Raw genomic sequence first — 25,007 nt, 5'->3', positions numbered from 1 at the left:
GACTGGAAGTTCACGCTTCGACGTGACCCTTCAAGAAAGCTGAACATCAAGCATCCAAGCGCCCAAATCCGCGCAGTTGCTCTAAGGTATCAGTAACGAACCCTAACTCAGTCCAAGACGAGAATCCACGCGCTCGTGGATGCTCGAAAATGCTTCGGGCTCCTCTACGAGCTGAGTGCCATAGGACGGCACCAACTCAGTTAGTTGGCTTTTCCAAGCATCGCTTTGCATCTCCTTGGGGAAACACTTCTCTAAAAGCTCGAGCATGATGGTGACGGCCGTCGACGCTCCGGGAGACGCCCCCAGAAGCGCAGAGATCGAGCCATCTGCAGCAGCCACCAGCTCTGTGCCAAACTGAAGCGCCCCGCCCTTCTTTGAATCTTTCTTGATAATCTGAACGCGCTGACCGGCGTTCTCGAGCGTCCACTCGCCATCTTCGGCCTCTGGGAAAAATTCACGCAGGACATCCATACGATCTTTGTGAGACTGCAAGACCTGGCCGATCAAGTATTTGGTGAGGTCCATGTTGTCCTTCCCCACAGCCAGCATCGGCACCAAGTTATCCGGCTTGACTGAGGCAATCAGGTCAAGGTTTGAGCCAGTCTTGAGAAATTTTGGTGAAAATCCAGCATAGGGTCCAAACAACAGGCAGCGCTTACCATCGATAACGCGGGTATCGAGGTGAGGCACTGACATCGGGGGTGCACCGACCGCGGCCTTTCCATAGATCTTAGCCTCATGCCTGGCGACGATTTCTGGATTGCTACAGATGAGCCATTGGCCACTTACCGGGAAACCGCCAAAACCCTTTCCTTCGGGAATACCAGACTTCTGTAGTAGGGGCAGTGCGCCACCCCCCGCTCCAATGAAAATAAACTTCGCCCGGACTTCGCGCACCGTGTGATTATCGAGATCCCGCACATGAGCGCGCCAACCGGTTCTGGACTTATAGAGCGATTTGACCTGCTGCCTGAGGTGCAGCGTCACGCCGTCCTGCTTCTCTAGATTGGCAATGAGCGTACGAGTCAGAGCGCCGAAATTCACATCGCTCCCCCCCATGATCCGCGTCAGAGCAAATTCCTCGCTACGATCCCGACCCTCAGTAAGTAGAGGCGCCCACTCAGCTGCGGTATCCCAGTCTGTGGTGAATTCCATGTCCGCAAAAAAGTGATGCGCCGACATGGCATCATAACGGGCTTTCAAGAATTTCTGGTTATCACCCCCGCGCACAAAACTGAGGTGGGGCACTTTTTGAATAAATGCCGATGCACTGTCGATTAGACCCTGATCGAGCAGGTAAGACCAAAACTGCTTCGACTGCTCAAAAGCCTCATATATTTTCTGTGCCTTAGCGATCGAGACGCTGCCGTCGGCGGCCTGCGTGGTATAGTTGAGCTCACAAAGGGCAGCGTGGCCCGTCCCCGCGTTGTTGAGCGCATTTGAACTCTCCAATCCGATGCCATCGAGCTGCTCCACAATTTCGATCGTAGTTTCTGGGGCGAGCGTCTTCAGCATCGCACCAAGCGTGGCACTCATAATTCCGCCTCCTATTAAGAGGACATCGGGTTGGCTAATCTCAGTCATGTGGGACAACTAGAAAATCTTAAGAAACAAATGCTTACCTGAGCCAAAATCAAGCGTCAGCATCGTCCTTCTCCTGCAGCTCCGGCGGCGTTACTAACAACTTCGCCTTCAGTCCGGGAATATAATCCGAAAATTCTTGATCGTCCGGGGTGTTGCGCAGGGCATGCTGCACCATACCCATTTTGGCATCCAGATTATCGATCATTGACACGAAGACCGCTTCGGGAGTCGCCGCCATCGCAGCAGCCCCCCACTCCAACTCCCCCTGATGGCTCAATACGATATGCTCCAGGCGCTCCGTTAAATCAGCATTCATCCTAGCTTTGATAGCCGCTTTACGTACTATGCGATACCCGAGCACCACGTGCCCTTGCAACAGACCGGCCCGCGTTTTACCCGCAGCGAGACCCTGAGAATATTCAAGGATTTTGCCGATATCGTGCAGGATTATTCCTGATAGCGTCAGGCTCGGGTCTACCTGCGGGTAGAGCGGTAGCAGGGCTTGGGCATTGCGCACCATGTGTACGGTGTGCTCCAGCAAGCCATTGCGATAAGCGTGATGCATCCCCAAAGCGGCAGTGCTTGTTTGGAAAAGACTGCCAAACTCCTCCATCGCGAGCTCGACTGCCTCGCGTAAGCGGCTGTGACTGATGTCCGATATCGCCTTATTGAGGTCATCGACCAGGTCCTCGATAGCCTCGGGTGTGCCTTCAATGAGGTGTTCCAGATGCGGCTCAGCTTCCGTATCGTCAAGCACCTGGGCATGAGAGAGACGTGGCGATAGGCGGTCGTTGTAGAGTTCCGCACTACCAGACAGAGCCATCACCGCACCGGGCACAGCAGCATCGAGCGTCAGAAACACACTCGTCCCATCAAAACAGTTGGCATGGAGTGAGCCATACTTGTCCCCAAACTCTACGCTTAAGAAAGGGCTCCCATTCCGAGAAGTTTTACGCTCTGCCCGCTTCAAGACAAAGACACCGCTGAAGGGCGGGTTTGTCTCGGCTTGGAGCGCTTTGATGTCCTGAACTGTCATCATGCGAGCACGCGCCTCTAAGCACCAGGATCTTCGAATTTAGGAATTTTGTTATTCGTATTCACGACATGCACCGGAATCTTCGTTTTCATCCAGATATCTTGCTCTTTGAAATATTTCGCCGAAACATTCTCACAGGCCTCGCCAATCGTCTCGAGGGGCAAGCGTCGGCCCTTGGGTGTCTGATTATACTCGTAAGCTGCGCGGATAATACGATCCGGACAGGTAAGTGGACTCTCGTCCTCAGGGATCTGTGCCACCCAGCCCACATAGTCCTTCCCGGCAAGCGTGTCTTCGGGGTCTGAAACCAGCATACAAAACTGCTTTTTCACCGGTGGCGGCTTTTCCTCGTTTTCGGCCTCCTGCTCCTGAAGCTCGACGTTAATGTCGTTGATGATGTCGTTGATCTGCCGGGGATCCTGAAGATTGCGCTGCAAAATGAGCTTGAGGGTATCGATATCTACCTTGGCCATAGGACCTAAGATACAGCGACTTTTGGAAGTGAGGTCTAGTACGGAATGCTGCGATAATACTATCCTGTAAAATCTGTTGAAAATCGCTTTTGAAAGCCGGCTCTCATATTTCACAAAATACTATTAAACAAAATTTTATGAACTCATGAGAATGGTTGGGAAGTATCAATCAGGCGGAGGCTTCAAGCTTTGAACAGGCCGGGCGATCTTTGAATCAGCTTAAAAAAGACCCATCCCCCCAGCCGAATACATGATAAAATCGCTATCTTTCTTTATTTGTATCCTTGGTTCCCTCCTCATCACTGCTCCCCATAGCTTATACGCCCGCGCTCACTTAAGTCCCCATGAGCGCCAAATCCTGGCTGCAACCGTTGTCCTTGAAGCAGCAGGATGCGGTCATGAGGGCATGCAGGCTGTCCTCAATGTGATCTTCAATCGAGCGGATCGACGCATCGAACGCGTCATTGCTATCACAGTAAAGCCCGGCCAATTTTCTAGCCTGAACAGCGTAACACGGCAACGTCACCCAAACTATTCCCCAATCCTCCGCCGCGCGATGAAAGATAAGCACTTTGCCACCGCTTATCGGCTCGTTCTCTCCCTAGAACGTGGAAAGTTAACAGACAACACAAGCGGCGCTGATCACTACTACGCGATCTCCATGCGCGAATCACCCGATTGGGCAAAGCATATGGATTACATCTCACGCATCGGCGGACACCATTTTCTAAGATCGCGACCTGGGGCGTAGGACGATCGCGAGAGCGATTGCCACGGAGGGACCTAGACACGAACACCAAGCAACAGTTCACCCCATCAGAGCCCAAACCCACCCCTAGCATCTGCCTGATTTGAGCAGAAAAGGAAAAAACATTGGCGTGAATTCGCGTCCATTAGCGGATAGAAAAACATCAACCTTGGTGCGCCTAGCCCAGTTTGGCTTTTACAATCCAAAATAAACCAGGACTTCCAAAAGCAACAAAGAATCAAAAGCTGCCAAGTTGTGCCCCGATGGAGGAAAAGCCCATCCAAAGAGGCTTCAGTTCGCATCCAGAAATCCATGATGTACGCTAGCTTTTTCCTGGCTCGAATGTGCCAAAGTACTTTTTAAAAACTGTCAATCCGTGCGCACAAGACAAATAACCAAGCACATGATGTTCAGGCACTTACATCTCATTATCCCAATCAGTATCAATCCTCAGAGATATCATATCAACTGTTAGCGAATTAAAACTGAAGATACCCATGCCGAGCACCCACGTCACCCTTCTCTGTCGGAGCGCAAGCAGTTGCTCAGATCTACATCGAAGCCGCGCGCCGACTGATGCGGATGAGTAACCGCGGTAGCGAGCAACAGCTCCTGTCTTTCCTGGCGCGCGTTGTCGACAGATCTAAACAACGACCGCAAAATCCCCCGTCCCCCTCATATACACCCGATAAAGAATCACCTAAATGTTTGCGCTTCTGCGAATCCCGAAGAAGCGTCAGGGCATGTCGCAGACACTGAGGTATGACCGGCCCATCAATCCACAGAAATTCCCATTCTATTATGGGTGGATGCTGGTTATCTCTGCGACGTTTTGCATGGCCGCCGCCGTGCCTGGCAGCCCACCCGGCGTCAGCCCCTTCGTCGAGCCTATGCTTGAGGCTTACGGAATTAGCCGGCCTGACTTCTCCCTAGCCTATACGCTGGGCACTTTACTCACCGGCTTTGTTACCGCATTCCTTGGTCAACGCTTGGACCGACTGGACATCCGTAAAGTACTTATTGTCATCTATGCCCTGCTCGGTTTTTCACTGATCGGCATGGGGGTATTTGATCGGATCTACCGCCAACTCCCCTTAGCCATGCAGACACCCGCGGTGGCCTGGTGCTTTCTGTTCTTCAGCTTCTTTTTGATTCGCTTTACGGGCATGGGTATATCGTCGACTCTGTGTCGCTCGATGGTGTCACGGTGGTTCTCAGAACGGCGCAGTATCGCCGTCACCATCACCAGTGCTGTATTGTCGCTCTCATTTAACGGGGCCCCCGCCATCCTCTTCTTGGTCGTTGACGGTTTCGGCTGGCGCTCAGCTTGGATTGGCATGGGCCTCGTGCTGGGCATCCTTTTGGTGGCTAACGTGTATGTCTTCTTCCGCAAGTCCCCTGAAGAATGCCATATGCAGGTCGAGAACAAAGCTCCCGAGCAAAACGAGGCCCGCACAACGATCCAAATTGGCTCAGAAAAACACTTCCCCGTCTACAAGGACCTGACGGCATCTAAAGCAATGCGCACCCTCACTTTTTGGTCGGTGCTCTTCGGGATTAGTCTCAATGCCTTTTTCGGGACCGGGAGCTCCTTCCACCTTGCATCTATCTGCATCGACGCGGGACTCGATAAAGCGCGTGCGCCGCAGATGCTGCTTGTCATGGGCGTAATCAATCTGGCTGGCACACTTATCTGGGGCGCCATCAGCCACCGGATCGACCTAAAATACGCGCTCTACGCCACCTATCTCGCCATCGGCTTGAGCATCATCGGCATGCTCCAAATCGAGCACCTTTACGGACAGCTCCTCTTTAGCATCGGCTCAGGTGCATCCTGGGGCACTTTCGGCATCCTTCTCAATCTACCCTGGCCCCGCTACTATGGCCGTAGTTACCTGGGCGACATCAACGCACGCGTGACAGCCTTCGTCATCTGCACCAGCGCTATCGGCCCCTACATATTCGGCCTCAACCGCGAATCCACCGGCGATTACGCAACCGCCTTGCTCGGATGTCTTTTGGCCGTGCCAATAGGGCTGGCATTGGCAGCGCTGAGCCATAACCCCCAGGAAAGATATAATGAAAGAGCAAAAGGCTCGTAGGAAATAGGATTTCAGATAAATCGAGTAATCATGAGGTTTGAGACTGACCTCAGGTTTTTCCCAGAGTCACAACTACCTTGCCGCGGGCGCGTTTGGTGGCGACGTAGTCAATGGCTGATGCTGCTTCGTTGAGGGGGTAAGTCCGGTCAATTACGGGAGTGATACCGTCCTCAACGAGCTGGAGCACTGCTTTAAGGCGCGGTGGATCTTTTTTGAGCTCTACGATCATGTCGATGGCTGGGTCTTTTTTCGCTGCGCGCATGGCTTTGAGGAAACCGAACCCGTCGGCAGCGCTGGCTAGCACCAGGCGTCCGTCTTCTTTGAGAAGGTGTTTTATGTGTTTGGGCGGATGATTCCCTATGGTGTCATAGACGAGATCGAAGCGCTCTGTGGTTTGGAGGAAATCGGCGGTTTTGTAGTCAATCAGCACATCGGCTCCGAGGCGCTTGACCATCTCATGGTTCTTGCCACTGCACACTGCGGTAACATGGGCACCCAATGCTTTGGCCATTTGGACGGCGAAGGTGCCAATCCCACCAGATGCGCCATTGATCAGCACTGTGTCGCCGACAGTAGGTCGCCGGTAGTCGTGAATCCCTTCGTAGGCTGTCAATGCTGCCACACCTAAAGTACTCGCAGCCACATGGGTAAGATTGTCTGGCTTTTTCACCAAACCGGTGGCTGGGATAGAGATATATTCTGACAAGGCACCGACGATTTCGGGTGTCATGATGCCAAATACGGCGTCCCCGATGCTGAAGTCTGAGACATCACTCGCGACAGATTCTACGACGCCCGAGAAATCTGCGCCCAGGCCGTTCAACTTAGGTTTGAGCAGCCCAAATGCAAAGCGCGCCAGAAAAGGTTCAGCTTTCATGAGACGCCAATCGAGGGGATTGATCGAGACGGCATGAACACGGATCATGACACGGCCTGGCTCAAGCGTAGGCTTGGGGATGTCCCGGACAGAAAGAACGTCGGATGATCCGTATTTTTCAAAGTAAAGAGATTTCATATTTCTAAAGTAAACTAAACGGTGTAGTTTTATTTCAAGATTAAATTGCACTGAGAAGTGTAATTTATCTATTTTTGGGAATGAGCGCATTAGTCTCAGCCATCGACCGCAGGAAGGCCGAAAAGCGTAGAACGATCATTGCAGGGGCTATTCAGGCTTTTGAGCAGGAGGGCTATGAACGTGCCTCAATGGATCTCGTTGCAGAATTAGCAGGCGCATCTAAACGCACAGTTTACAACCACTTCGAAAGTAAAAAGGAGCTCCTCTGGGCTGTGGTCGGAGAGCTTCTGGCCGGTCAGGTGGAACGGACGCAGATCCCATATTCTAAAACAGAATCGCTGGAATCGCAGCTGGGGCGGTTCGTGGATGCAGAGATATTCCTCGTGACTGATCCGGACCGCCTGTCAGTCATACGTTTACTCACTTCCATCTTCGTGCAAAATGAAGCGCTGCGCGAGGATGCCAACAAGGGAGAACACTGCAAATCCGATCATCTCACAGCGTGGTTGCGTGCCGCCATCCAGGATGATCGGATCAAGACCGATGATCCCGAGCTCGCGACGAAGATATTCTGCGGACTGGTAGAAGGTATGATCACCTTCCCCGCCCTATGTGGCACACTTTTTGATGACGACGACCTCAAGCCCCTCAAAGACGAATTAATCGCTGTTTTTCTGAGTCGTTATCGTCTTTAGGAAACGCCCGTTATCACTCGACAGTGAGCTTCCTGATTTAAACTGCTTTTATACCCATATGGACTGGTTCAAATACAGTATCCCCACCATCGTGATGATCTTATTCATTGTCTGGGGCCTTCTCAGACAACGCCGCAAAGGAATGTGGATTGATCCTGACGATCCACTTAACGTGAAAGCCCGCGCAATGGCGGTGTCCACCTTTAAAGAGGCTACCGAACTCGCTGTTCGAGAAAGCCTGCCGATCCGCGTAAAATATCCGTTTAAGACTGATACGGATCAGACTGAACGGATTTGGGGCTATGTGATGAGCTTTGATGAGGCTGAAATTGTCGCGGATATAGAGACAAACCCCATCTCTCAATTCGGCTGGATACCGGAAAGTGTGACATTCCCGGTTGCAGATCTCGATGATTGGACGATCGAGCTACCTGATGGAAAAATCAGAGGATGTTTTGGCGTACAAGCTGAAATCATTCTGAGAGAACGGGAAGGCGGCAAAGTCCCGAAACATATCCGTGAGATGCAGAGTGAGTTCGTTGATAAACTGACTTTTGATGACGACACTGACATCAAAAACGACAAAGAGTAATCGGCGTCATAGAGGCACGCCCTAGACGGCTCTGGCCTTCACAGGCAGTAACACCACAAGAGAACAGAGGCCTTGTGGTGACTGTAACATAATCAGGTTTGCTTTGTTACTTCAACATGTCTGATCTCGAACACAGTATCGGTGCCAGGTATCAGGTTTGTATTATCCCAAAACGAGTAGCTATCCCACTGCTCAATTTCACACGCTATATGAAATCCTTAATCACCGCTTTGCTGTTTATTCTGTTTTGCTTGGCTTCTCTCTGTGCATCTGATTGGCCGCAAGAAGCCGGACCATTACGCCATAATTTCACACCTGAAGACCCTGGACCGGTCTCATGGTCCGAAGACAGGCCAGACATTGCGTGGCAAGCATATGCGGGTTTGGGGCAATCACCCGTCTCTGTGGTGGGAGATCGCGTTTATGTGTTGGGTGCGTGGCGTGAGGATGCGGATCTATCCGACGGGATCACTCCTAAGGAAATGGATGTCCTTCAAAAAGACAATCGATGGTTAGACAGCGAAGGAAATCACCTGAAGTTTTCCGGCAGCCTTGTTTATCAAGGAGCTGTATACCTGCAGTGCTTCGCTTTGAAAGACGGCGCGCGCATATGGACGCAACGCATGACGCAGAATTCCTATGTGTCGATTCTTTACAGCGATCGCACGACTCCTCTTGTCCACAATGGGCGTGTATATGCTCACACTTTTGATGGGCATTTGGGGTGTTTTGATGCCGAAACGGGTGAGCGGTATTGGCAGCACGATTTGCGCGATTTTGGCTTGTCGGAAATCCGGGGTAAAGGTGGCAATTGGTGCTCTCCTCTGCTGGTTGATGGCGACAAGATCGTAGTCAATTATCAATGTGGAGACCCCGACAATCCAAAGGGTAAATATTCTCTGATGGTAACTGCCTTCTCCCCATCCAATGGAGAGCGCATATGGAGCTCTAAACCCTTAAGCGGTGGCTTCCGCACGACCAAAACTAGCATCAATGTAGGCGTGATCGATGGCGTTGAAACCATCGTGGTGCCCAACGGACGCTACGTGCAAGGACTGAGAGCTGACTCTGGAGAAATAGCGTGGGTGTTCGATGTGCGCGCAGAATTACCAAACCCACATGGTATCGAGTACGATAAAAAGCCCTTTTCTTATTTTTACACGAATCGTCTACCGCTGATCTCAGGAAACCGTGTGATTAACCAACTATGGCTGTGGTATGGCCAGAAGGGGAGCCGCACCTATTGTTTCGAGGTTAAAGATGGTAAGGCTACCTTAGTTTGGGACACACCGGATGTCATTTCGTGGCAAGGCGACCACATCGTGCACGAAGGAATATTTTATGCCTTTGATGCGCGCTTTGATCGTTTCAATCGCTGGGCAGAGAAAGGACCCAATCATCAAGTGGCTCCTCGGCGAGATGGCGTGCGGCAATTCCAGGCCTATGATATCGACTCTGGTTCTCTAATGTGGTCGAGCTCTGACCTATCTCACTACACTCCTCGTCCAATCCATATGCTTAAAAAAAGTCCTGAACTTAAAGAACAGGTAGCAGCATTACCCAAAAACCTAAACGAGCTTCCCTATCGAGAGTTGGAGACTTACTGGCGCAACGATCTCATCCTTGAGGACAACATGAACATGTATAAGGGCGAGGCCGAATACATCATCGCTGGCAAGACTCTTATTGCTTGGTTTCTAGGCAATCGGTTAGAAATCGCGCATTTACTGCCCCAGGGAGGCCTAAAGCCGCTAGCAGAATGGCATTTTGAAGGAACCACCAGAAACCCGACAACACCGGTCTATGCCCATGGCCATCTTCTTCTCCGAGCTCTCGACCACCGCCAGGGCATTGCTGGAGGCGAGGGAAATCTGATCGCAATCAACTTAGCCGCTGATTAACTTCCTCATTATTATCTATCACCCCACTCGCTTAAAAACATGCGGGATAAAATTGGGCTCCCAAATAATACGCAGTGATGGGGCCATTGTGTGGGCGTAAAGCCTACGTGTTTGATAAAGAAGGAGCGGTGGATAATCCTAGAGTCTTTATGTCTACGCGCATTTTATCTCTTGATGGTGGCATCAACTTTCGCGATCTGGGGGGCTACGCGACCGAGGATGGGCGGCGTGTCGTTTGGCGGCGTCTGTTTCGGTCAGGTTCGCCACATCGATTGACGGATGGGGATTGGGCCAAATTAGCCGAACTGGGTGTGGGCTTCGCATGTGACTTGAGAGGGAATGCCGAGCGGTCGAAAACCCCGAGTGGCTGGGCTATGCGCGGTGTGCAGGTTGCCGAGTGGGATTACGAGATGCACGAGGATTCTTTCCGGAAGTTCTTCGACCACGGCCCCCCAAACACGGCAGACCTTATCGCGTTCATGCGCGCATTCTATGTTCAACTGCCCGATAAATTTGGAAATCGATTCAAGCACCTAGTCGATGAGCTCCTGGCTCAACCTGAACGGGGCGTAGTCGTCCACTGCGCCGCGGGCAAGGACAGGACAGGGATTCTCTGCGCTCTGCTGTTGACCGCTCTGGGTGTGCCTCGGGAAACGGTTATCGAGGACTATCATCTCACAGAAGCAGCTTTGCCTATGCATTTCCTCCTGCAATCCCTACTCGAACGCGATGATAGCTCGTGGTCATTCATAAAAGACCTACCTCAAGACATGCAGGCTATTCTGCTCGGCGCTCCGAAAGAGATGATTGAGGCAGCGATCGATCACATTGAGCGCCAATATGGCAATGTGTTGACCTGGATGGAGAGCGAGCTGGCGATCGGCGGTGTGGAGATTGAAGCTTTGAGAGTCCATTTCACCGAGTAATCTGGAGTGTTCCCCACTTAAATCGACGATGCCCAAGCAGAGAAAGAAAGCGCATCTCCCGTCTAAAGTCTGTCCGGTATGCAAGCGCTCGTTTACTTGGCGAAAGAAATGGGCAAAAGACTGGGAAAATGTGGTGTATTGTTCGGAGCGGTGTCGGCGCTCTCCATCCAGATTAAACCCGGATTATGCAATAAATCACAACAATCGCATAATCCCGGATTAACTCCGTAGTGACCCAAAAATAGAGTAATTAATTAGTTCCTCCTTCATTGACTTGAGTTTTAAATTGAATATTGTTTAGTGAATATTCAGTTATTAAAATTCAATACACTCCATCTCGTTCATTATCTAGCACGCTGAACTTTGGAAGCCCGACGGTCTTTCTGATCCTTGCGATCCTCGCTCTCGTTGGACCGAATGGACTCTATGTCTACTACGCCATCACGGCGCCTGAACTGAATCAGGCAGCGCTGCGTAATCCGATCGCTCTGGCTTTTATGATCGAAGCGATGATGCTTTTAGGAGTCTTCCTCTGGCAGGTCTACCGCCTCACCCGATCCTGGATACAGGTGAGTCTGTATTTGGTACTCTCCTTCGTCGGTAGCCTAGCCTTCAGTCTCCCACTTTTCATCTATCGTCAAAGCAAACATGGTACGCCCGCGAGCCACTGAGAAAGAGCAAGCACTGATGCGGGCCGCTGTTGAGCTATTCCTTGAAAAGGGAGTGCGCGGTGCCACGGTGAAAGAAATCGCCGCACGTGCCGGGGTCGCGACCGGGACGTTCTACGTCTACTATGGTGACAAGGTCGCAATGATACGAGCTGTCGCCTATGCCTTTGCAGATCAACATACAGCGATGGCACAAACGGTCTTGGAAAGCCATCATGTGCCGGCCGATAAACTATCCAGATATTTACTGGGGCTCTATGATTTATGGCAACCCTTCGGAGGGAACGACAGGGGACCCCTTGAGCTTGCAGAAGCGGTAATCCGGCACGCAAACGAAACGCTGGGCATCGCACAGAAACGATTTCTCCTAACTATCGAAGTAATTCTCCACGAAGCTATGGTAAGCGGAGCAGCGGTAAAAGACCCAGCGACTGAAGCACGTTGGATCGCCTACGCCACGAGCGCGTTTTTCCCACTGGCAGGCACTCCTACTGAGCGCCCCTTCGCTGATGCGCTCAACCGCGCCGAACTCGAAGGCTTGATCGCATGGCTTGCCCGGCCGTTCGATAGATCGGAATGACACAATCCGAAACGCCGTGCCATTCTAGGACTGCTCCGCTCCACCGAACTAAAGCTTCCACTCATTACCCACAAAACGGACCGGCTTTTCGCCTTTATAGAATTTAGCCATTTCGGTGGCCCAACGAACATAGCGAGCGCGGCCTTCCGGTGTATTCTCAAAAGTGAGCGGACGCTTTTCTTCGGTCGATTGAACATAACCACGTTCGGAAAGTTCGATGAACGCCTTTTTCTCTTCTTCACTGAGCTTCGCCATACCAATTCTTCAACCAGGCTAGACGATCCTCTTGTTGAAAGAGAGACAAATAACTCTGAAGCAACTCCCAATCTGGCTCATTGTTCAAACGCCTTGCTTCCTTCATCATCGTTTCAATATCGGCCCAATCTTGCATACCACGCACCGGGTCATTTTTTGCCGCTTGAACCTTGAGCCCAACTATATCTTCGATTTGGACCACGGGTAGATCAACGCCAGGAATGACGGCAACACGATCTGCTCGATCTAGCATACCCAGAGTCGGCGCTCGAAAGGCATGAAGCAGGTCAATACGTCCGAACTCCTGATCCTTCGCTTGATAGTGGGAAACGTTTTCGTTATGAAAGACTTGGTTATAGCCGAAAGACGTTAGCACCGAATCAGCACGTTCGAGATCATCAAGGAATAGGATAAAGTCCAGATCGGTAGTAGCACGCTGAACCCCACGGAGCGCCATCGCAAAGCCGCCAATGAGCGCATAGCGAACTTCCAGCTCATCCAACGTTTTGCAGACTTTTCCAATTACTTGGGTAAAATCCATAAGTCCCTACGCCGCACCACCCATTTTTTTGCGATACGCACTGGGTGAGACGGCCGTGATGCGTTTGAACGAGCGATTAAACTGTGAGAGCGACTCGAAGCCGACGTCGAATGCCACCTCGCTAATGCGGACGTGAGGATTTTGGAGGCGGTTTTTTGCTTTTTCTACACGAACGCGAGCCAGGTAGTCGGTGAAGGTGATACCCGTTGCTTTTTTAAAGACCTTGCAGAAGTGGCGAGTGGAAGTGTTCACGGCGGCCGCTACTTCGTCGAGGGAGAGTGGCTCGTGATAGCGATCCATGATGTAGTGTTTGGCGTTGGCTACGATCTCGGGATCGGTCGCAGACTCGTCGATTTCGATGCTGTTGCTGATGGCGCCTAGGTGTTCCGCGAAGGTAGAGAGGAGTTGGATCATCGCCTTATATTGATCTTCATCTAAAACACGCGTCTGGAAGTAGGCTTCCTCTAGCGTTTTGAGATTTACCTGCGCACCCCATGCCAAAATCTGTTGGGTGATCCTGCTAAACTCCTCACGATTGGGCTGATGGAGGAGAATTTGGCCGGTCTGCAAAAAGGCGATCATCTTCTCCCCCACGCGGATTGGAACGGCAGTGTCACAGAGTCCAGCGAAGCAATGCAGAGACTTCGGCTTCAGTCCGGCGGTCTGTTCAAGCTTTGCCTGCATACGCACGCACTGAGCACAGCCCTCGTTAAACTGTCCCATGAGCTGGCAAAACGGACTCGAGCCGCGCTTCTGATTGAGCACGTTGTCGTAAGATTGCATGGGGCGAATTCCCATGGGTAGATCCGTCACCCGATGAAAGGCCTCCTCGTAGTCTTTATAGAGCTGCGATGCCTCGAGCTTTTTTACCTTAACGCGCGTCTTGCGCGCCAAGGGTGCGTCATCGCTGGAGTTTTCTTTCTGAATGAGGACTTCGGAGGCCATAGCTGTGGAGAGGAAGCTAAGTGTTTGTGCGTTAGTAGTCTAATTCGGCGGATGAAAGCGAAAATATGCGCAGAATTCATCCCAAATTGCGGAGAAAAACGCACGCAGATTCTGGGATAGTTGTCCCATGCGTGCAAAACTAGTAGAATATTTAAACGACAACAAAGATCAGATCATAGAAACCTGGCTGACTGATCTTGAGTTACCCATTCCTGAGACAAAGCACTCCCATGAGGAAAAGGACTGCACCTGTGGCGGGGCTTGTGCGTCGCTCAAGGGCCATTCGTGCAAGCCCACGGCTCTCGTAGAAACTCAGCCGGCGCTCCATGGTACGGTTACCGTGAGTTATCTCAGTGGAGCTTTTGAGGCAATTACCGCACATATCACATCGAAAGGAGCCATCAGCGAATGGTTCGACCGTCCACATTTCGACCAGTTCATCGGCATTACGTCAACCTGTTCGGATAACAACCTGGCCGGTCGGGTCTGCATCGACCTTTACAGCTCAGGATACCGGGCGTTCCGCAGTATCTTCAACAACGGCTGGGACAGCGATGAGGAGTTTTCTGACAACGATCAAGACGCCTGCATGGACCTCATCCAACAAGCTCTCGTCTCGACGCTGCGCCAAGACATCGAGCTCTGCACACTCCGGGCCGAGCGCGCAGATTGCCCTTTTGCTGAACAATGAACCAGTCATCGAATCCAAACCGTGGAAGTCATCCTCTTAACAGTGTTTCTGAGTCTCCTGCTGGCGGGGTTCTTCCTGCTACTTTTTTTGAGGGAAACCAAACAATCCAGGCACCGCATTCCGGAACAAGAAGCCTTACGCCCGTTCATGGCGGAGACACCGGTCGACGCCCCGCGCCGCCACAACTAGAGCGCGCCGTCGTCGAATATGACGATACAGCCGTGCGTCTTTTCATGATTGCCTCGGTTGTCTGGGGCCTGGTGGGAATGGCAGCCGGAGTCTTAATCGCGTCACAGCTCAATTTCTGGCAGCTCAACTTCGGTATGGAATGGCTGACGTATGGCCGCCTGCGGCCCCTGCATACCAATGCCGCAATTTTCGCGTTTGTGGGCAACATGATGTTTGCTGGGGTCTACTACTCGACCCAACGCCTATGTCGCGCCCGACTCGCCTCCGACTTTTTGACAAAGGTCCACTTCTGGGGCTGGCAGGCAATCATCGTGGCAGCGGCGATCACACTGCCTCTTGGCTACAGCCGGGGTAAAGAGTACGCGGAGCTGATCTGGCCCATAAATATCGCCGTCGCGGGCATCTGGGTCGTCTTCGCTCTCAACTTCTTTTGGACCCTCGCGAAGCGTCAAGAGAAGACACTCTATGTCGCCCTCTGGTTCTACATAGCGACCATCGTCACGGTGACGATGCTCTACGTCGTCAATCACTTGTCGATTCCCACCAGTCTGCTCCATAGCTATCCAATTTTCGGAGGCGTTCAGGACGCATTGGTGCAGTGGTGGTATGGGCACAATGCTGTGGCCTTCTTCGTGACAACACCCATCCTTGGCATCATGTATTACTTCCTGCCCAAGGCGGCAGGACGCCCAGTGTATTCTTACCGGTTATCGGTCATTCACTTCTGGTCGCTCGTCTTCATATATATCTGGGCTGGGCCGCATCACCTCCTGAACACCTCATTGCCGAACTGGCTCCAATCTCTGGGCATGCTCTTCAGTCTGATGCTCTGGGCGCCTTCTTGGGGGGGGATGTTGAACGGTCTGCTGACCCTCCGTGGCGCCTGGGACAAACTGCGGACCGATCCCGTAGTAAAATTCTTCGCCGCCGGCGTGACCTTCTACGGCATGGCGACGTTTGAGGGACCGTTGCTCTCTATCAAATCGGTCAATGCTCTCTCCCACTACTCCGAGTGGACGATCGGGCACGTGCACAGTGGCACCTTGGGTTGGAATGGCTTTATGGCGGCAGGGATGTTCTACTGGTTGGCTCCACGCCTGTGGAATCGCCCACTCTTCTCAACCGCATTAGCCAACATGCACTTCTGGGTCGGGATGATCGGCATTCTGCTCTACGTCGCGGCTATGTGGGTCTCCGGCATCACTCAAGGACTGATGCTCAATGCAACCATAGAAGACGGCACGGTGCTGGCCCACCCCGACTTTGTTGAGACCCTCAACGCCATTCGAGCTCCGATGCGCCTCCGCGCTATCGGAGGTGGGCTCTACCTGATCGGTTTCTTCATGATGGGCTATAACCTTTTCCGTACCATCGCCGGGGCAACACCGGTTAATGGCACGACCGAGGTGACTCGCGTGGTTGAAGATGAGCCCAAGAAGCGCTTCAACAGCTTCTTAAATGCCCCGGTCGTCTACACGGGCGCAATGATCGTAACTGGATGTATGATGTTAGGGAGCGGTCTCTGGTTTATCATAGGCGCTATGCTCACCACGACCTTGGCGATGATAACGATCGTCCATTTCAAACTGTCCGGTGCGAAATGGCAGGAATGGTATGATGCACTTTTAGCCAAGAGCTTGTCTTTCTCTGTTCTGACCATCATCGCTGCAGCAATTGGTGGTGCGGTGCAGATTATCCCAACGGTCACGCTCCACACAGGTAGTAGCATCGAGGGCCGCCGCCAAATCCCCTACACGGCGCTCGAGTTAGCCGGCCGCGATCTCTAAGTCGCTGAGGGTTGTTACAACTGCCACTCGCAGATGATTCGCACGATTGTCCCCGACGTACTCCGTTACGGCGGGGACCCCATGACGGGAGGCTATTCTAGGCTCGGCGAATCGATCTATGACTATCCGTATCAATGGGGATCCAAACGAACCGGTCCAGACCTGGCGCGCGAGGGCGGCCTGCGTTCCGACGCTTGGCACTTTCGTCACATGCTCGATCCGCGCGAACTTTCTACAGGATCCAACATGCCGGCCTATCCTTGGCTCTTTGAAAAGGCCGCCGACATCGACGCACTGCCCAAAAAAATAGCGGTACTCCGCACCTTGGGCGTCCCTTACCCTGAGGACCTGACCGAGGAAGAAATCCGCGCCGATTTCATGACGCAGGCCAATGAGATCAGTGTTGGGCTCGAAGCTGAAGGTATCTTCATTGAACCCGAAAAGCAGATCGTCGCCATGATCGCCTACCTTCAAAAGCTGGGAGCCTACGAAGAGGTCACCGCCGAGGTCTCACAAAACTCCATTCCTTCCAAACAGTAACACACCATGTTCAAACGCATTATTTACGATACTTGGACGGCGGGGATCCCCGTGGTGGCATTCTGCCTCACTTTTGGGGTCTTCCTCATTATCGCCATACGAGCACTCTGCTTCAAGAAGCCCTTCGTTAAGAAGATGAGCCTGATGCCACTCGAGTCGGACCAAGCTAGCGTCTCCGCCAAAATCAAACAAAACGATGAGTAATCAAAAGGAAACCGAGGAACACGCAAATCTGCTGAGCCCCGAGGATGTGCCCGAAGGCGTGATTTTAAAAGAGCATGCTTACGATGGCATTCAAGAGTTTGACCAGCAGCTGCCGCGCTGGTGGCTCACCACGCTGTATGGGGCGATTGTCTTTTCCCTCGTCTACTGGCTATTTCAGCACACGTTCAGCGTTGGGCAATCGGAGCACCATCGCATCGATACTGAGCTTGCCCGTGTTGAAGCGATACGGCTGGAGAACTCGATCGACATCACCGACGACGCACTCTTCTGGCAAATGAGTGGCAACCCGACCTTTGTCCAAGCTGGCCAGGAGATATTTAGCTCAAATTGCGTGTCCTGCCACGGGGCAAATCTCGAAGGTTCTTTGACTGGGGTGAGCCTGGTGGATGCGGAGTGGCTCCATGGGGCAGCCCCGTCTGAGATTTATTACACCATCCACAACGGTGTCCTCGACAAAGGCATGCTGGCTTGGGGATCTCTCCTTGGCCAGAAGCGCATTGCTCAAACCGTTGCCTTTATCCTGAGTAAAAACGGTGCCGAGCAACTGAAGGCAGCTGCGCTCGACCCTGCACCCTCTGACTCATGATCGCGCCGATCGACAGGCAACCCCCTAGGCGCCGTCGAGCGAACAGTCCGATACGCGAATCGGTCACAACGATTCGGCAGGATGGGTCACGGTTTTTCCTCCATCCGTCGGATGTCAGGGGGAAATTCACATGGGCGCGCCGCATTTCTGCTGTCGGCCTGATTGCTATCTACGCGGCCCTACCGTGGATTCAGATCGGCGGCTACCCGGCGGTGTTTCTCGATGTACTGAACCGGCGCTTCCATCTCTTCGGCCTAACCTTCGCCGCGCAGGATGTGTGGATGGCTTTCTTCTTTATCACTGGGCTGGCCTTTTCGCTCTATGTGTTATCGGCGCTATTTGGTCGAATTTGGTGTGGCTGGGCATGCCCGCAGACCATCTTCTTGGAACATATTTTTCGTCGCATTGAGCGCTGGATCGATGGGGATGCCCGCGCTCGTCGGCGTCTGGAAAAGAGTAAATGGACTCCGCAGAAAATCGCGAAACGCCTCGTGAAGCACGGTATTTTTCTGTTCGTCTCCTCGTTGATCGCCCACCTGTTTCTATCATACTTTCTATCAATCCCGCAGCTCTATGCGTGGATGGCGGAGGGGCCGGATGAGCATTGGCAGGCATTCGTGTTCATGTTTGTAGCGACGGGGATCATTTACTTTAACTTCTCGTGGTTTCGCGAGCAGCTCTGTCTCATCATCTGCCCCTATGGTCGGCTCCAATCCGCGCTGGTCGATGATGACACGCTGGTGGTGGGCTATGATGAAAAACGCGGCGAACCCCGTGGGCCGCTGCGCGCGCAGGGATTGGGCGACTGCATCAATTGTAATCGCTGCGTGAATGTATGTCCCACCGGCATCGACATTCGCCAGGGATTACAAATCGAGTGTATCGGCTGTGCTGCCTGCGTGGATGCCTGCAATGATATGATGAAGCAGTCTGGCCGCGCACCTGGACTGGTGCGCTACGACTCTTACAACGGACTACAGGGTAAAAAGCGCCGCTTCATCAGGCCACGGGTATTTCTCTATGCTTTTTTCATGCTGCTCGGTGTCACTGCAATGACCGTTGCTGCTACCCAAATTAAACCGGCCTACATGGCTATCAATCGTATGGGCGGCGCACCCTACATCATCGATGAGTCTGTGGTCCGAAACCAGTTCTTCGTCAGGGTGATCAACAAGGAAAACTTGGTCCGAGACTACACAGTTATGGTGAAGACTGATGCTGCAAACGTCTCGGTAATGGGCGCAGGCACCCCGTTTGCCGTAGAACCGATGGCTGAAGTGATCCATCCAATTATTGTGACACTTGATAAGGCTGCGTTCACCGGAGAGTTCGAGCTGGGCGTCACGCTCGAAAATGGCTCCGGAGAGGTAATTTCAGAAAGAGAGATTCACTTCGTGGGGCCAGACCCACGCTTTTTCAAAATGAATTCAGATGAAGCAGGCAACCGCAGAGACAACCCTCAAGAATAAGAGCTTTCAACTCACGCTTTGGGTGCCCGTAGTGCTAGCGTTTTTCGTCGTCTCGGTGGCCTGGTATTTTCTGATCCAAATCGCGCGCGACAACCCGACGCAAACCGTCCCGCTTGCACATTCGGTCACGTCAGAACAAAACGCTGAGTAATGGCTATTCCATCACCAACGCTTCCCAGGCAGAGACCGGAGGGGAAAATGCGGACCTGCAAACACTGCGGCAGTGAATTCAAGGCGCACCACGAGGATGACCATTATTGCTGTGAGGGGTGCTCCTATGTGAGCCACATCATTTCAGGTCATGATTGGGGTCATTTTTATAGCTTGAAAGGTAGCGCGGCTATGCCACCCGTCGGGGCAAGAGTCTTCGAACCGGGAGATCTTGCTTGGTTTGCGAAGCTGATCGAGGAGGCTGAAAAAAACGGAGCAGGCATCTGTGAGACACGATGCAGGCTAATTGGCATTTCCTGTGTAGGCTGTATCTGGCTAATCGAACAGGTATTTCGCGACCAACCGGGCACGGTCGATATCGATATTCAGGCAGAGACGGGAGATATCTGTATCTCTTGGGAGCGTGGCGCTTTAGATGCCATTCGCCTCGCAGAGAGCATCATACAGATCGGTTATGGGCTGGCTCCCCCAGCTGATGATCCAGATGAACGCTCGAAAGCTACCCAGGGACTCATTACCCGAATCGGTGTATGCGGATTCCTTTTGCTCAATACCATGCTCTTTACGCTACCGAGCTATTTGGGCATGGATGCAGATTTTCAGTTTGCCCGCTTATTCTCCATTTTGGCCGCACTTTTCGCGGCGTGTAGCCTAGCGGTGGGCGGAAGCCTCTTTATCAATCGGGCAGTCCAAGGTTTAAAGCATCGCATTTTACACATGGATCTCCCCATCGCGCTTGGGCTGACTGCTGCTTGGATTGGCTCTATGATAGGTTGGCTGAGTGGCTTTGAGGATCTAGTCTACTTCGATTTTGTGGCCACTTTTGTCTTTTTGATGCTGTTGGGCCGCTGGTTGCAAGAAGCGGCGATTGAGCACAATCAACGGCATTTGAGGAAGCAGGATATCAAGCCCGACTCGGTGATCGCTCTGGGCGGTTCACGTGACGGGGAAAGCTTACCAGCGGAATCCATTCGTTCAGAAGCGAGCTATATTCTGGAGCCGGGAAAGATCAATCCCGTGACCGCTGATCTTTTAGACGCAGCGACCACAGTAAGCCTTGAATGGATCAACGGCGAGGCTGAGCCTGTGCTTTGGAAGCGGGGCACGCCCCTCCCAGCGGGTGCCCAACTCGTGAGCCTACGCCCACTGCGCGTAAGAGCCAAAGAGGATTGGCAACACAGCACGCTGGCAAAACTACTGGCTTCGGAACGCACCGCCTTCCACCATAAGCGCCTCCAGAAGATTTTGACTTGGTATATTGGCGTTGTGCTCATGATAGCGGTATTTTCAGGATCGGCGTGGTTAGCCAGTGGTGCCTCTGTGCTCACCGGCTTCCAAGTCGCCTTATCCGTGTTAGTGGTCAGTTGCCCCTGCGCCCTTGGCGTCACGCTGCCTTTCATCGATGAACTGGCAATCACGGCTTTGCGACGACGCGGTGTTTTCATTAAAAGCCAGGGAATTTGGGAGAAGTTGAATCGCGTTAAAACCATCGTTTTCGACAAAACAGGCACGCTCTCTCTCGATACGCCTCTACTGAAGAATCCTGAGAATTTAGGCCAGTTGGAACCTAAGATACGTACAGTATTGTTTCATCTCGTGCAGACGAATCCGCATCCCACCGCCCGATCGCTCAAACAGGCATTGCTGGGCAGTTTCCCTCAGTTGAGTGGAACAGAACATCTGGGACACATCCCTGAAAGCATCGGCAAGGGGGTATGGGTCCGCGATCAGCAGCTGGGAGTCGTTTCTCTGGGCAGACAAGATTGGGCTCCTTTCCATGAAACAGCCCCAAAAAATCAACGCGGCGACGCTCAGGTCGTTTTGAGGCAAAACGGCCAATGGGTCGCAGGCTTTTGCTTCGCCGAATACATCCGCGATGACGCACGCGAATCTATCGAAGCCATCCAGGCTTCCGGACATACGGTTGCCCTGCTTTCCGGTGATGCTGATGAGCGGGTTGCGAAAATTGCAGATCACCTAGGTATCAATCCTGGACTGAGTCGTGCCCGTTGCACTCCTGATACAAAAGCGGCATGGATCGAAGAAAATGCTCCCGGATCTGCTATGATGATCGGCGACGGAGCGAATGATCGTCTGGCAATCGACCAGGCCATATGCACAGGCACACCAGCCGTTGATCGCAGCATTTTGGAGGGCAGTGCCGATTTCTTTTTCTTTGGACGTAGCCTACGAGGCATACCTGATCTTCTTAGGCTGGGGGCACTGCGTGATCGGACGTCGACTCAGGTTTTAGTGTTGGCAGTCATCTACAACCTAATGGCAATTAGCCTGTGCGCAATTGGCTATATGCACCCCCTCATTGCGGCAATCGCAATGCCTATCAGTTCGATTGCCACCCTCGCCTGGGCGACATGGCGCTTCAAGATTGGCTAGAAAGAAGGTCTTCTAAGGATTACCACGTGGGGCGCCGAGACGCTGGAGGTTGACTGTTTTAATTTCAATCGAAGCCAAAAATAGACAGAAATATAGTGGGAACCAAAATCGACCTGGAATACTCCCCTTCAGATCAATTACACCCATCTACTTTGAAACCGCATCAAACCGCTTGACCCAAGTGGTTTGATTGTTTTGGAATCGAAGACTTTTCCTCAGGGCTTCTGTCTCTCTACCAATCTAAATTTTCGCACGCCGTAACTTTTTCAGACTGCGCCAGCTTTTCTACGATTCCTGAACGCACGTGTGAAATCAACCCATGTCACCCCAACCTACTTCATCGCCAAACCCTAAAAATTCTGGCCTCACCTTTAAATCGATCCTACTCTCCGCCTGCGGCATCGCGCTCGTAGCAGCGATTACTCAGGTAGCTGGTGTCCTTGTTAATTGGGATCGATCCGCAGGAACTGAAGCCATCTCGACAGCAGTTTTCTCTGTGGTCTTCGCTCTTTTGCTGGCGAGTGGCTTGGCACAGCTTGTTTTAAAAAAGCAACTTCTCTCAAAACCGGAGATGGTATGCTTCACATACATGCTTTTGATAGCGGCCCCTCTGTGCACGCACGGCTTTTGGCGAACGATTCCGGGTGTACTTGCTGGAATAACCAGGCAGGCGGACACACTCGATTATTTAACGGTTCTAGATGAACGTATGCTTCCCTACGGCCCAGATGTATTCGAGAACGCACAGCTAAGTAATACGTCTGATATAGGTATTCAAAAACTAAGCGATGAGACCCTGTTGACGTTTGGCGGGCCAGACGATGAGCGCGAACAACAGGTTACCTATACCATTCCACTCGACGACGAAAACCTGAGCTTCGGCAGTACCTATTTCTTTTACGCGGACATCCGCGCTATAGGCATGCAGCCGGGATCTCTATTTGAAGTCTCTTACTTCGCTGACGACAACGAGACGCGCGCGACTGAAATCATCCGCGCCACGCGTGACACTACTGAGAGCGCGTTCTCACTTGAGTCTTTCGAAAGAAAGGGGAAGTGGGGGTTGAGCATCTCAGAAACGACCCAGGAGACCATTACTGTGCGCATGAGGAAACGCGGCGCCGGAACCATAGAAGTCCGCAATCCACGGTTCCTAAACGTAACGGCCCTGGAATCGTTCTTCACAGCGAAACCGATCACAGACTCTGAAGCTTACGCAGCCATCGATAAAAACCGCACCGAGGCGATCAATAAGCGCCCGTCGTTCTTCGCCTCTCCGGAAGGCCTGTACGTATTGGCAGTTTACAACATCGATTGGTCGATGTGGTCAAAGCCCCTCCTGTCATGGGGCAGTTTTGTGGGCATCTTCATGATTGGCTCCTTTGGCATGTGCGTGATTTTGCGCCGCCAATGGGTCGACAACGAGCGGTTCCCTTTGCCCATGATGGCGATTGGAGATTCATTTTTGAGCAATACAGTTTACACTGATGACAGCGGAAAACGTCAACCGCTCTGGACAAATAAACTGTTTATTGCCGGCGTCGTCTTGGCGCTCGTCTATTGTTCGAGTCAGGCTCTAAATGCCTTCAGTAGTAGCTTTCCTACCTTCAGGTTTAATATTTCAATTGCGTCATACCTCAGTAATTCGGCATGGGGAGAAACCTGGAACAGGATTACATTTTCAGTTTTCGCTCTTGCTTTTGGAATCGGCTTGCTGATGGAGCTGAATGTATTGATCAGCTTCGTCGTCGGATTTCTCTTTTTTCGGCTGCAGTATTGGTTTGGTGAGTCTACTGGGTTGGCTACCGATAAGCGTTACCCTTATGTTACCGCACAGCTCTCGGGGGGCATACTCGGGTATGCTTTAATCACCGTGATCCTGCTGAGGAAGTATCTCATCCAAACATTGAAAGACGCTTTGCGCGGAGTGACTTCAGATAATGAAGAGACTGTCGGCTATCGCAGTGGTTACTTTGCCCTCATATTGAGTCTGATTTGTATGTGCGTATGGGCGATGGTTTTTGGTCTATCCCCCCTCCACATGTTGTGGCTTTTTGTGGTGTTTATGTCCTTCTTTTTCGTAGCGGCCAAAATGCGAGCTGAATGCGGGATTCCGACGGCAATGACTTTTTTGTCTAAGAGTAAAGGTAGTTTATTAGTCCCTCTGGCCTTGAATTTTGCTATCTTCCCAGTTCCAGAGGCTACGGTCGCTATCTTACTCTCAGCACTCATATTCGCTTTTGGCTTTTTGAATCTGTCAGGCGTTCAGCTAGAATTTCTAGAGTTCGCAAAGCGCGAGAGGGTTAAGCGATGGCATGTCCCAGTCTCGATCACTTTCGCCTTTGTATGTTCCCTCGTTGTAGGCGGGTGGTTTATGATCAATTCTGGAAATTCAGTCGGTGTTCTGAATGTGCGAAACTTTGGTGAGTATACAGCTCATTTTCAAAAAATTGAAGCGCCCTTGTTGCGGATGGAAACTGCCACTAACTTGATAGCCTCGAACCAAGCCGCAATCGCAGCCGGGGACGAACCCGCAAAAGCGGGACTCACAGGCTCCGATATATCGATGATCTTTGGTGCACTCACTGTCACAATTCTGACGATCATAAGGCAGATTTTCGCGGGATTTTGGATGCACCCGATGGGTTACCTTTTCGGGCTAACAGACATGGCACAAAGCGCCTGGGGCGCACTATTCGCGGCCTGGGTGGTGCGTCTGCTCGTTCTAAAGCTGGGTGGCGCAGGAACGGTGCGTCGCGCATTGAAGCCCTTTGCGCTGGGAATCATCACCGGAACAATCCTCAGCTTTTTGGTTTATAATTTAATAGCCACGGGTCTCTATCAAAACGGTATGGTCGGGTCTACTCTATCCCAACCGTTCTAAAAATAGGATT

General features: G+C 52.1%; 23 protein-coding genes and 1 pseudogene. 17 read left to right on the top strand and 7 right to left on the bottom strand.

Annotation, left to right across the window (positions count from 1 at the left end):
* Positions 1-102: 102 nt before the first annotated feature.
* The 3 genes from mqo to HRU10_05580 are packed head-to-tail and all read right to left on the bottom strand — an operon-like array spanning position 103 to position 3,093.
* Positions 103-1,584 carry a malate dehydrogenase (quinone) gene (gene mqo / locus HRU10_05590; protein NRA26706.1) on the bottom strand — a complete coding sequence of 494 codons (1,482 nt, stop codon included), beginning with the start codon at positions 1,582-1,584 and terminating at the stop codon, positions 103-105.
* Between the two features lie 49 nt (positions 1,585-1,633).
* A complete protein-coding gene (locus HRU10_05585) occupies positions 1,634-2,623 on the bottom strand; it encodes an HD domain-containing protein (protein NRA26705.1) in 990 nt (329 codons plus the stop codon).
* A gap of 14 nt (positions 2,624-2,637) precedes the next feature.
* On the bottom strand, positions 2,638-3,093 hold the full coding sequence (locus tag HRU10_05580; GenBank protein NRA26704.1) for a hypothetical protein: 456 nt from the start codon (positions 3,091-3,093) through the stop codon (positions 2,638-2,640).
* A gap of 250 nt (positions 3,094-3,343) precedes the next feature.
* Here HRU10_05580 and HRU10_05575 point away from each other — a divergent pair, with 250 nt between their 5' ends.
* Positions 3,344-3,844: a cell wall hydrolase gene (locus HRU10_05575; protein NRA26703.1), complete on the top strand. Its 501-nt coding sequence runs from the start codon at positions 3,344-3,346 to the stop codon at positions 3,842-3,844.
* 701 nt (positions 3,845-4,545) lie between these two features.
* Positions 4,546-5,943, top strand: a complete 1,398-nt coding sequence (locus HRU10_05570; protein ID NRA26702.1) for an MFS transporter — start codon at positions 4,546-4,548, stop codon at positions 5,941-5,943.
* 49 nt (positions 5,944-5,992) lie between these two features.
* Here the strand turns inward: HRU10_05570 and HRU10_05565 are convergent, their stop codons facing one another.
* Positions 5,993-6,958, bottom strand: coding sequence for an NAD(P)-dependent alcohol dehydrogenase (locus HRU10_05565; GenBank protein NRA26701.1), 966 nt, complete (start codon positions 6,956-6,958; stop codon positions 5,993-5,995).
* An 80-nt stretch (positions 6,959-7,038) separates the two neighbouring features.
* On the opposite strand from HRU10_05565, the gene HRU10_05560 reads away from it, so the two are divergent.
* From HRU10_05560 to HRU10_05530, 7 genes are all read left to right on the top strand, one after another.
* On the top strand, positions 7,039-7,653 hold the full coding sequence (locus tag HRU10_05560) for a TetR/AcrR family transcriptional regulator (protein ID NRA26700.1): 615 nt from the start codon (positions 7,039-7,041) through the stop codon (positions 7,651-7,653).
* Between the two features lie 58 nt (positions 7,654-7,711).
* The gene (locus tag HRU10_05555; GenBank protein NRA26699.1) at positions 7,712-8,245 is read left to right on the top strand and encodes a DUF2314 domain-containing protein; all 534 of its coding nucleotides are present in this window, start codon (positions 7,712-7,714) and stop codon (positions 8,243-8,245) included.
* A 116-nt stretch (positions 8,246-8,361) separates the two neighbouring features.
* Entirely contained in the window at positions 8,362-10,146 is a 1,785-nt protein-coding gene (locus HRU10_05550) for a PQQ-like beta-propeller repeat protein (GenBank protein ID NRA26698.1), read from the top strand.
* Between the two features lie 74 nt (positions 10,147-10,220).
* Complete coding sequence (locus HRU10_05545) at positions 10,221-11,072, top strand: tyrosine-protein phosphatase (protein ID NRA26697.1); 852 nt, start codon at positions 10,221-10,223, stop codon at positions 11,070-11,072.
* Between the two features lie 28 nt (positions 11,073-11,100).
* Complete coding sequence (locus HRU10_05540; GenBank protein NRA26696.1) at positions 11,101-11,295, top strand: DUF2256 domain-containing protein; 195 nt, start codon at positions 11,101-11,103, stop codon at positions 11,293-11,295.
* Positions 11,296-11,365: 70 nt separating this feature from the next.
* Positions 11,366-11,743 (top strand): DUF2834 domain-containing protein, encoded by a 378-nt coding sequence (locus tag HRU10_05535; GenBank protein ID NRA26695.1) that lies wholly within the window; start codon positions 11,366-11,368, stop codon positions 11,741-11,743.
* The gene (locus tag HRU10_05530) at positions 11,721-12,320 is read left to right on the top strand and encodes a TetR/AcrR family transcriptional regulator (GenBank protein NRA26694.1); all 600 of its coding nucleotides are present in this window, start codon (positions 11,721-11,723) and stop codon (positions 12,318-12,320) included. The genes HRU10_05535 and HRU10_05530 overlap by 23 nt, the downstream gene beginning before the upstream one ends.
* Before the next feature lie 48 nt (positions 12,321-12,368).
* Here the strand turns inward: HRU10_05530 and HRU10_05525 are convergent, their stop codons facing one another.
* The 3 genes from HRU10_05525 to HRU10_05515 are packed head-to-tail and all read right to left on the bottom strand — an operon-like array spanning position 12,369 to position 14,061.
* Positions 12,369-12,575, bottom strand: coding sequence for a hypothetical protein (locus HRU10_05525; protein NRA26693.1), 207 nt, complete (start codon positions 12,573-12,575; stop codon positions 12,369-12,371).
* Complete coding sequence (locus HRU10_05520; protein NRA26692.1) at positions 12,559-13,116, bottom strand: hypothetical protein; 558 nt, start codon at positions 13,114-13,116, stop codon at positions 12,559-12,561. The genes HRU10_05525 and HRU10_05520 overlap by 17 nt, the downstream gene beginning before the upstream one ends.
* Positions 13,117-13,122: 6 nt before the next feature.
* The gene (locus HRU10_05515) at positions 13,123-14,061 is read right to left on the bottom strand and encodes a PocR ligand-binding domain-containing protein (protein ID NRA26691.1); all 939 of its coding nucleotides are present in this window, start codon (positions 14,059-14,061) and stop codon (positions 13,123-13,125) included.
* Between the two features lie 127 nt (positions 14,062-14,188).
* On the opposite strand from HRU10_05515, the gene HRU10_05510 reads away from it, so the two are divergent.
* From HRU10_05510 to HRU10_05475, 8 genes and pseudogenes are all read left to right on the top strand, one after another.
* On the top strand, positions 14,189-14,752 hold the full coding sequence (locus HRU10_05510) for a hypothetical protein (protein ID NRA26690.1): 564 nt from the start codon (positions 14,189-14,191) through the stop codon (positions 14,750-14,752).
* Positions 14,749-17,268, top strand: a pseudogene (gene ccoN, locus HRU10_05505) (cytochrome-c oxidase, cbb3-type subunit I). The gene HRU10_05510 and the pseudogene ccoN overlap by 4 nt, the downstream one beginning before the upstream one ends.
* A 6-nt stretch (positions 17,269-17,274) precedes the next feature.
* On the top strand, positions 17,275-17,472 hold the full coding sequence (locus HRU10_05500) for a hypothetical protein (protein ID NRA26689.1): 198 nt from the start codon (positions 17,275-17,277) through the stop codon (positions 17,470-17,472).
* On the top strand, positions 17,465-18,079 hold the full coding sequence (locus HRU10_05495) for a c-type cytochrome (protein ID NRA26688.1): 615 nt from the start codon (positions 17,465-17,467) through the stop codon (positions 18,077-18,079). The genes HRU10_05500 and HRU10_05495 overlap by 8 nt, the downstream gene beginning before the upstream one ends.
* Entirely contained in the window at positions 18,076-19,548 is a 1,473-nt protein-coding gene (gene ccoG, locus HRU10_05490) for a cytochrome c oxidase accessory protein CcoG (GenBank protein ID NRA26687.1), read from the top strand. The genes HRU10_05495 and ccoG overlap by 4 nt, the downstream gene beginning before the upstream one ends.
* Entirely contained in the window at positions 19,511-19,699 is a 189-nt protein-coding gene (locus HRU10_05485) for a hypothetical protein (protein NRA26686.1), read from the top strand. The genes ccoG and HRU10_05485 overlap by 38 nt, the downstream gene beginning before the upstream one ends.
* Complete coding sequence (locus HRU10_05480; GenBank protein NRA26685.1) at positions 19,699-22,113, top strand: HAD-IC family P-type ATPase; 2,415 nt, start codon at positions 19,699-19,701, stop codon at positions 22,111-22,113. Before HRU10_05485 ends, HRU10_05480 begins: the two co-directional genes overlap by 1 nt.
* Before the next feature lie 319 nt (positions 22,114-22,432).
* Entirely contained in the window at positions 22,433-24,997 is a 2,565-nt protein-coding gene (locus HRU10_05475; GenBank protein ID NRA26684.1) for a hypothetical protein, read from the top strand.
* Positions 24,998-25,007: the final 10 nt, after the last annotated feature.

The organism is Opitutales bacterium, assembly GCA_013215165.1.
GTDB lineage: Bacteria > Verrucomicrobiota > Verrucomicrobiia > Opitutales > JABSRG01 > JABSRG01.
Note: the sequence above shows the minus strand (reverse complement) of the source record. Positions and strands in the feature narration are given on the sequence as shown.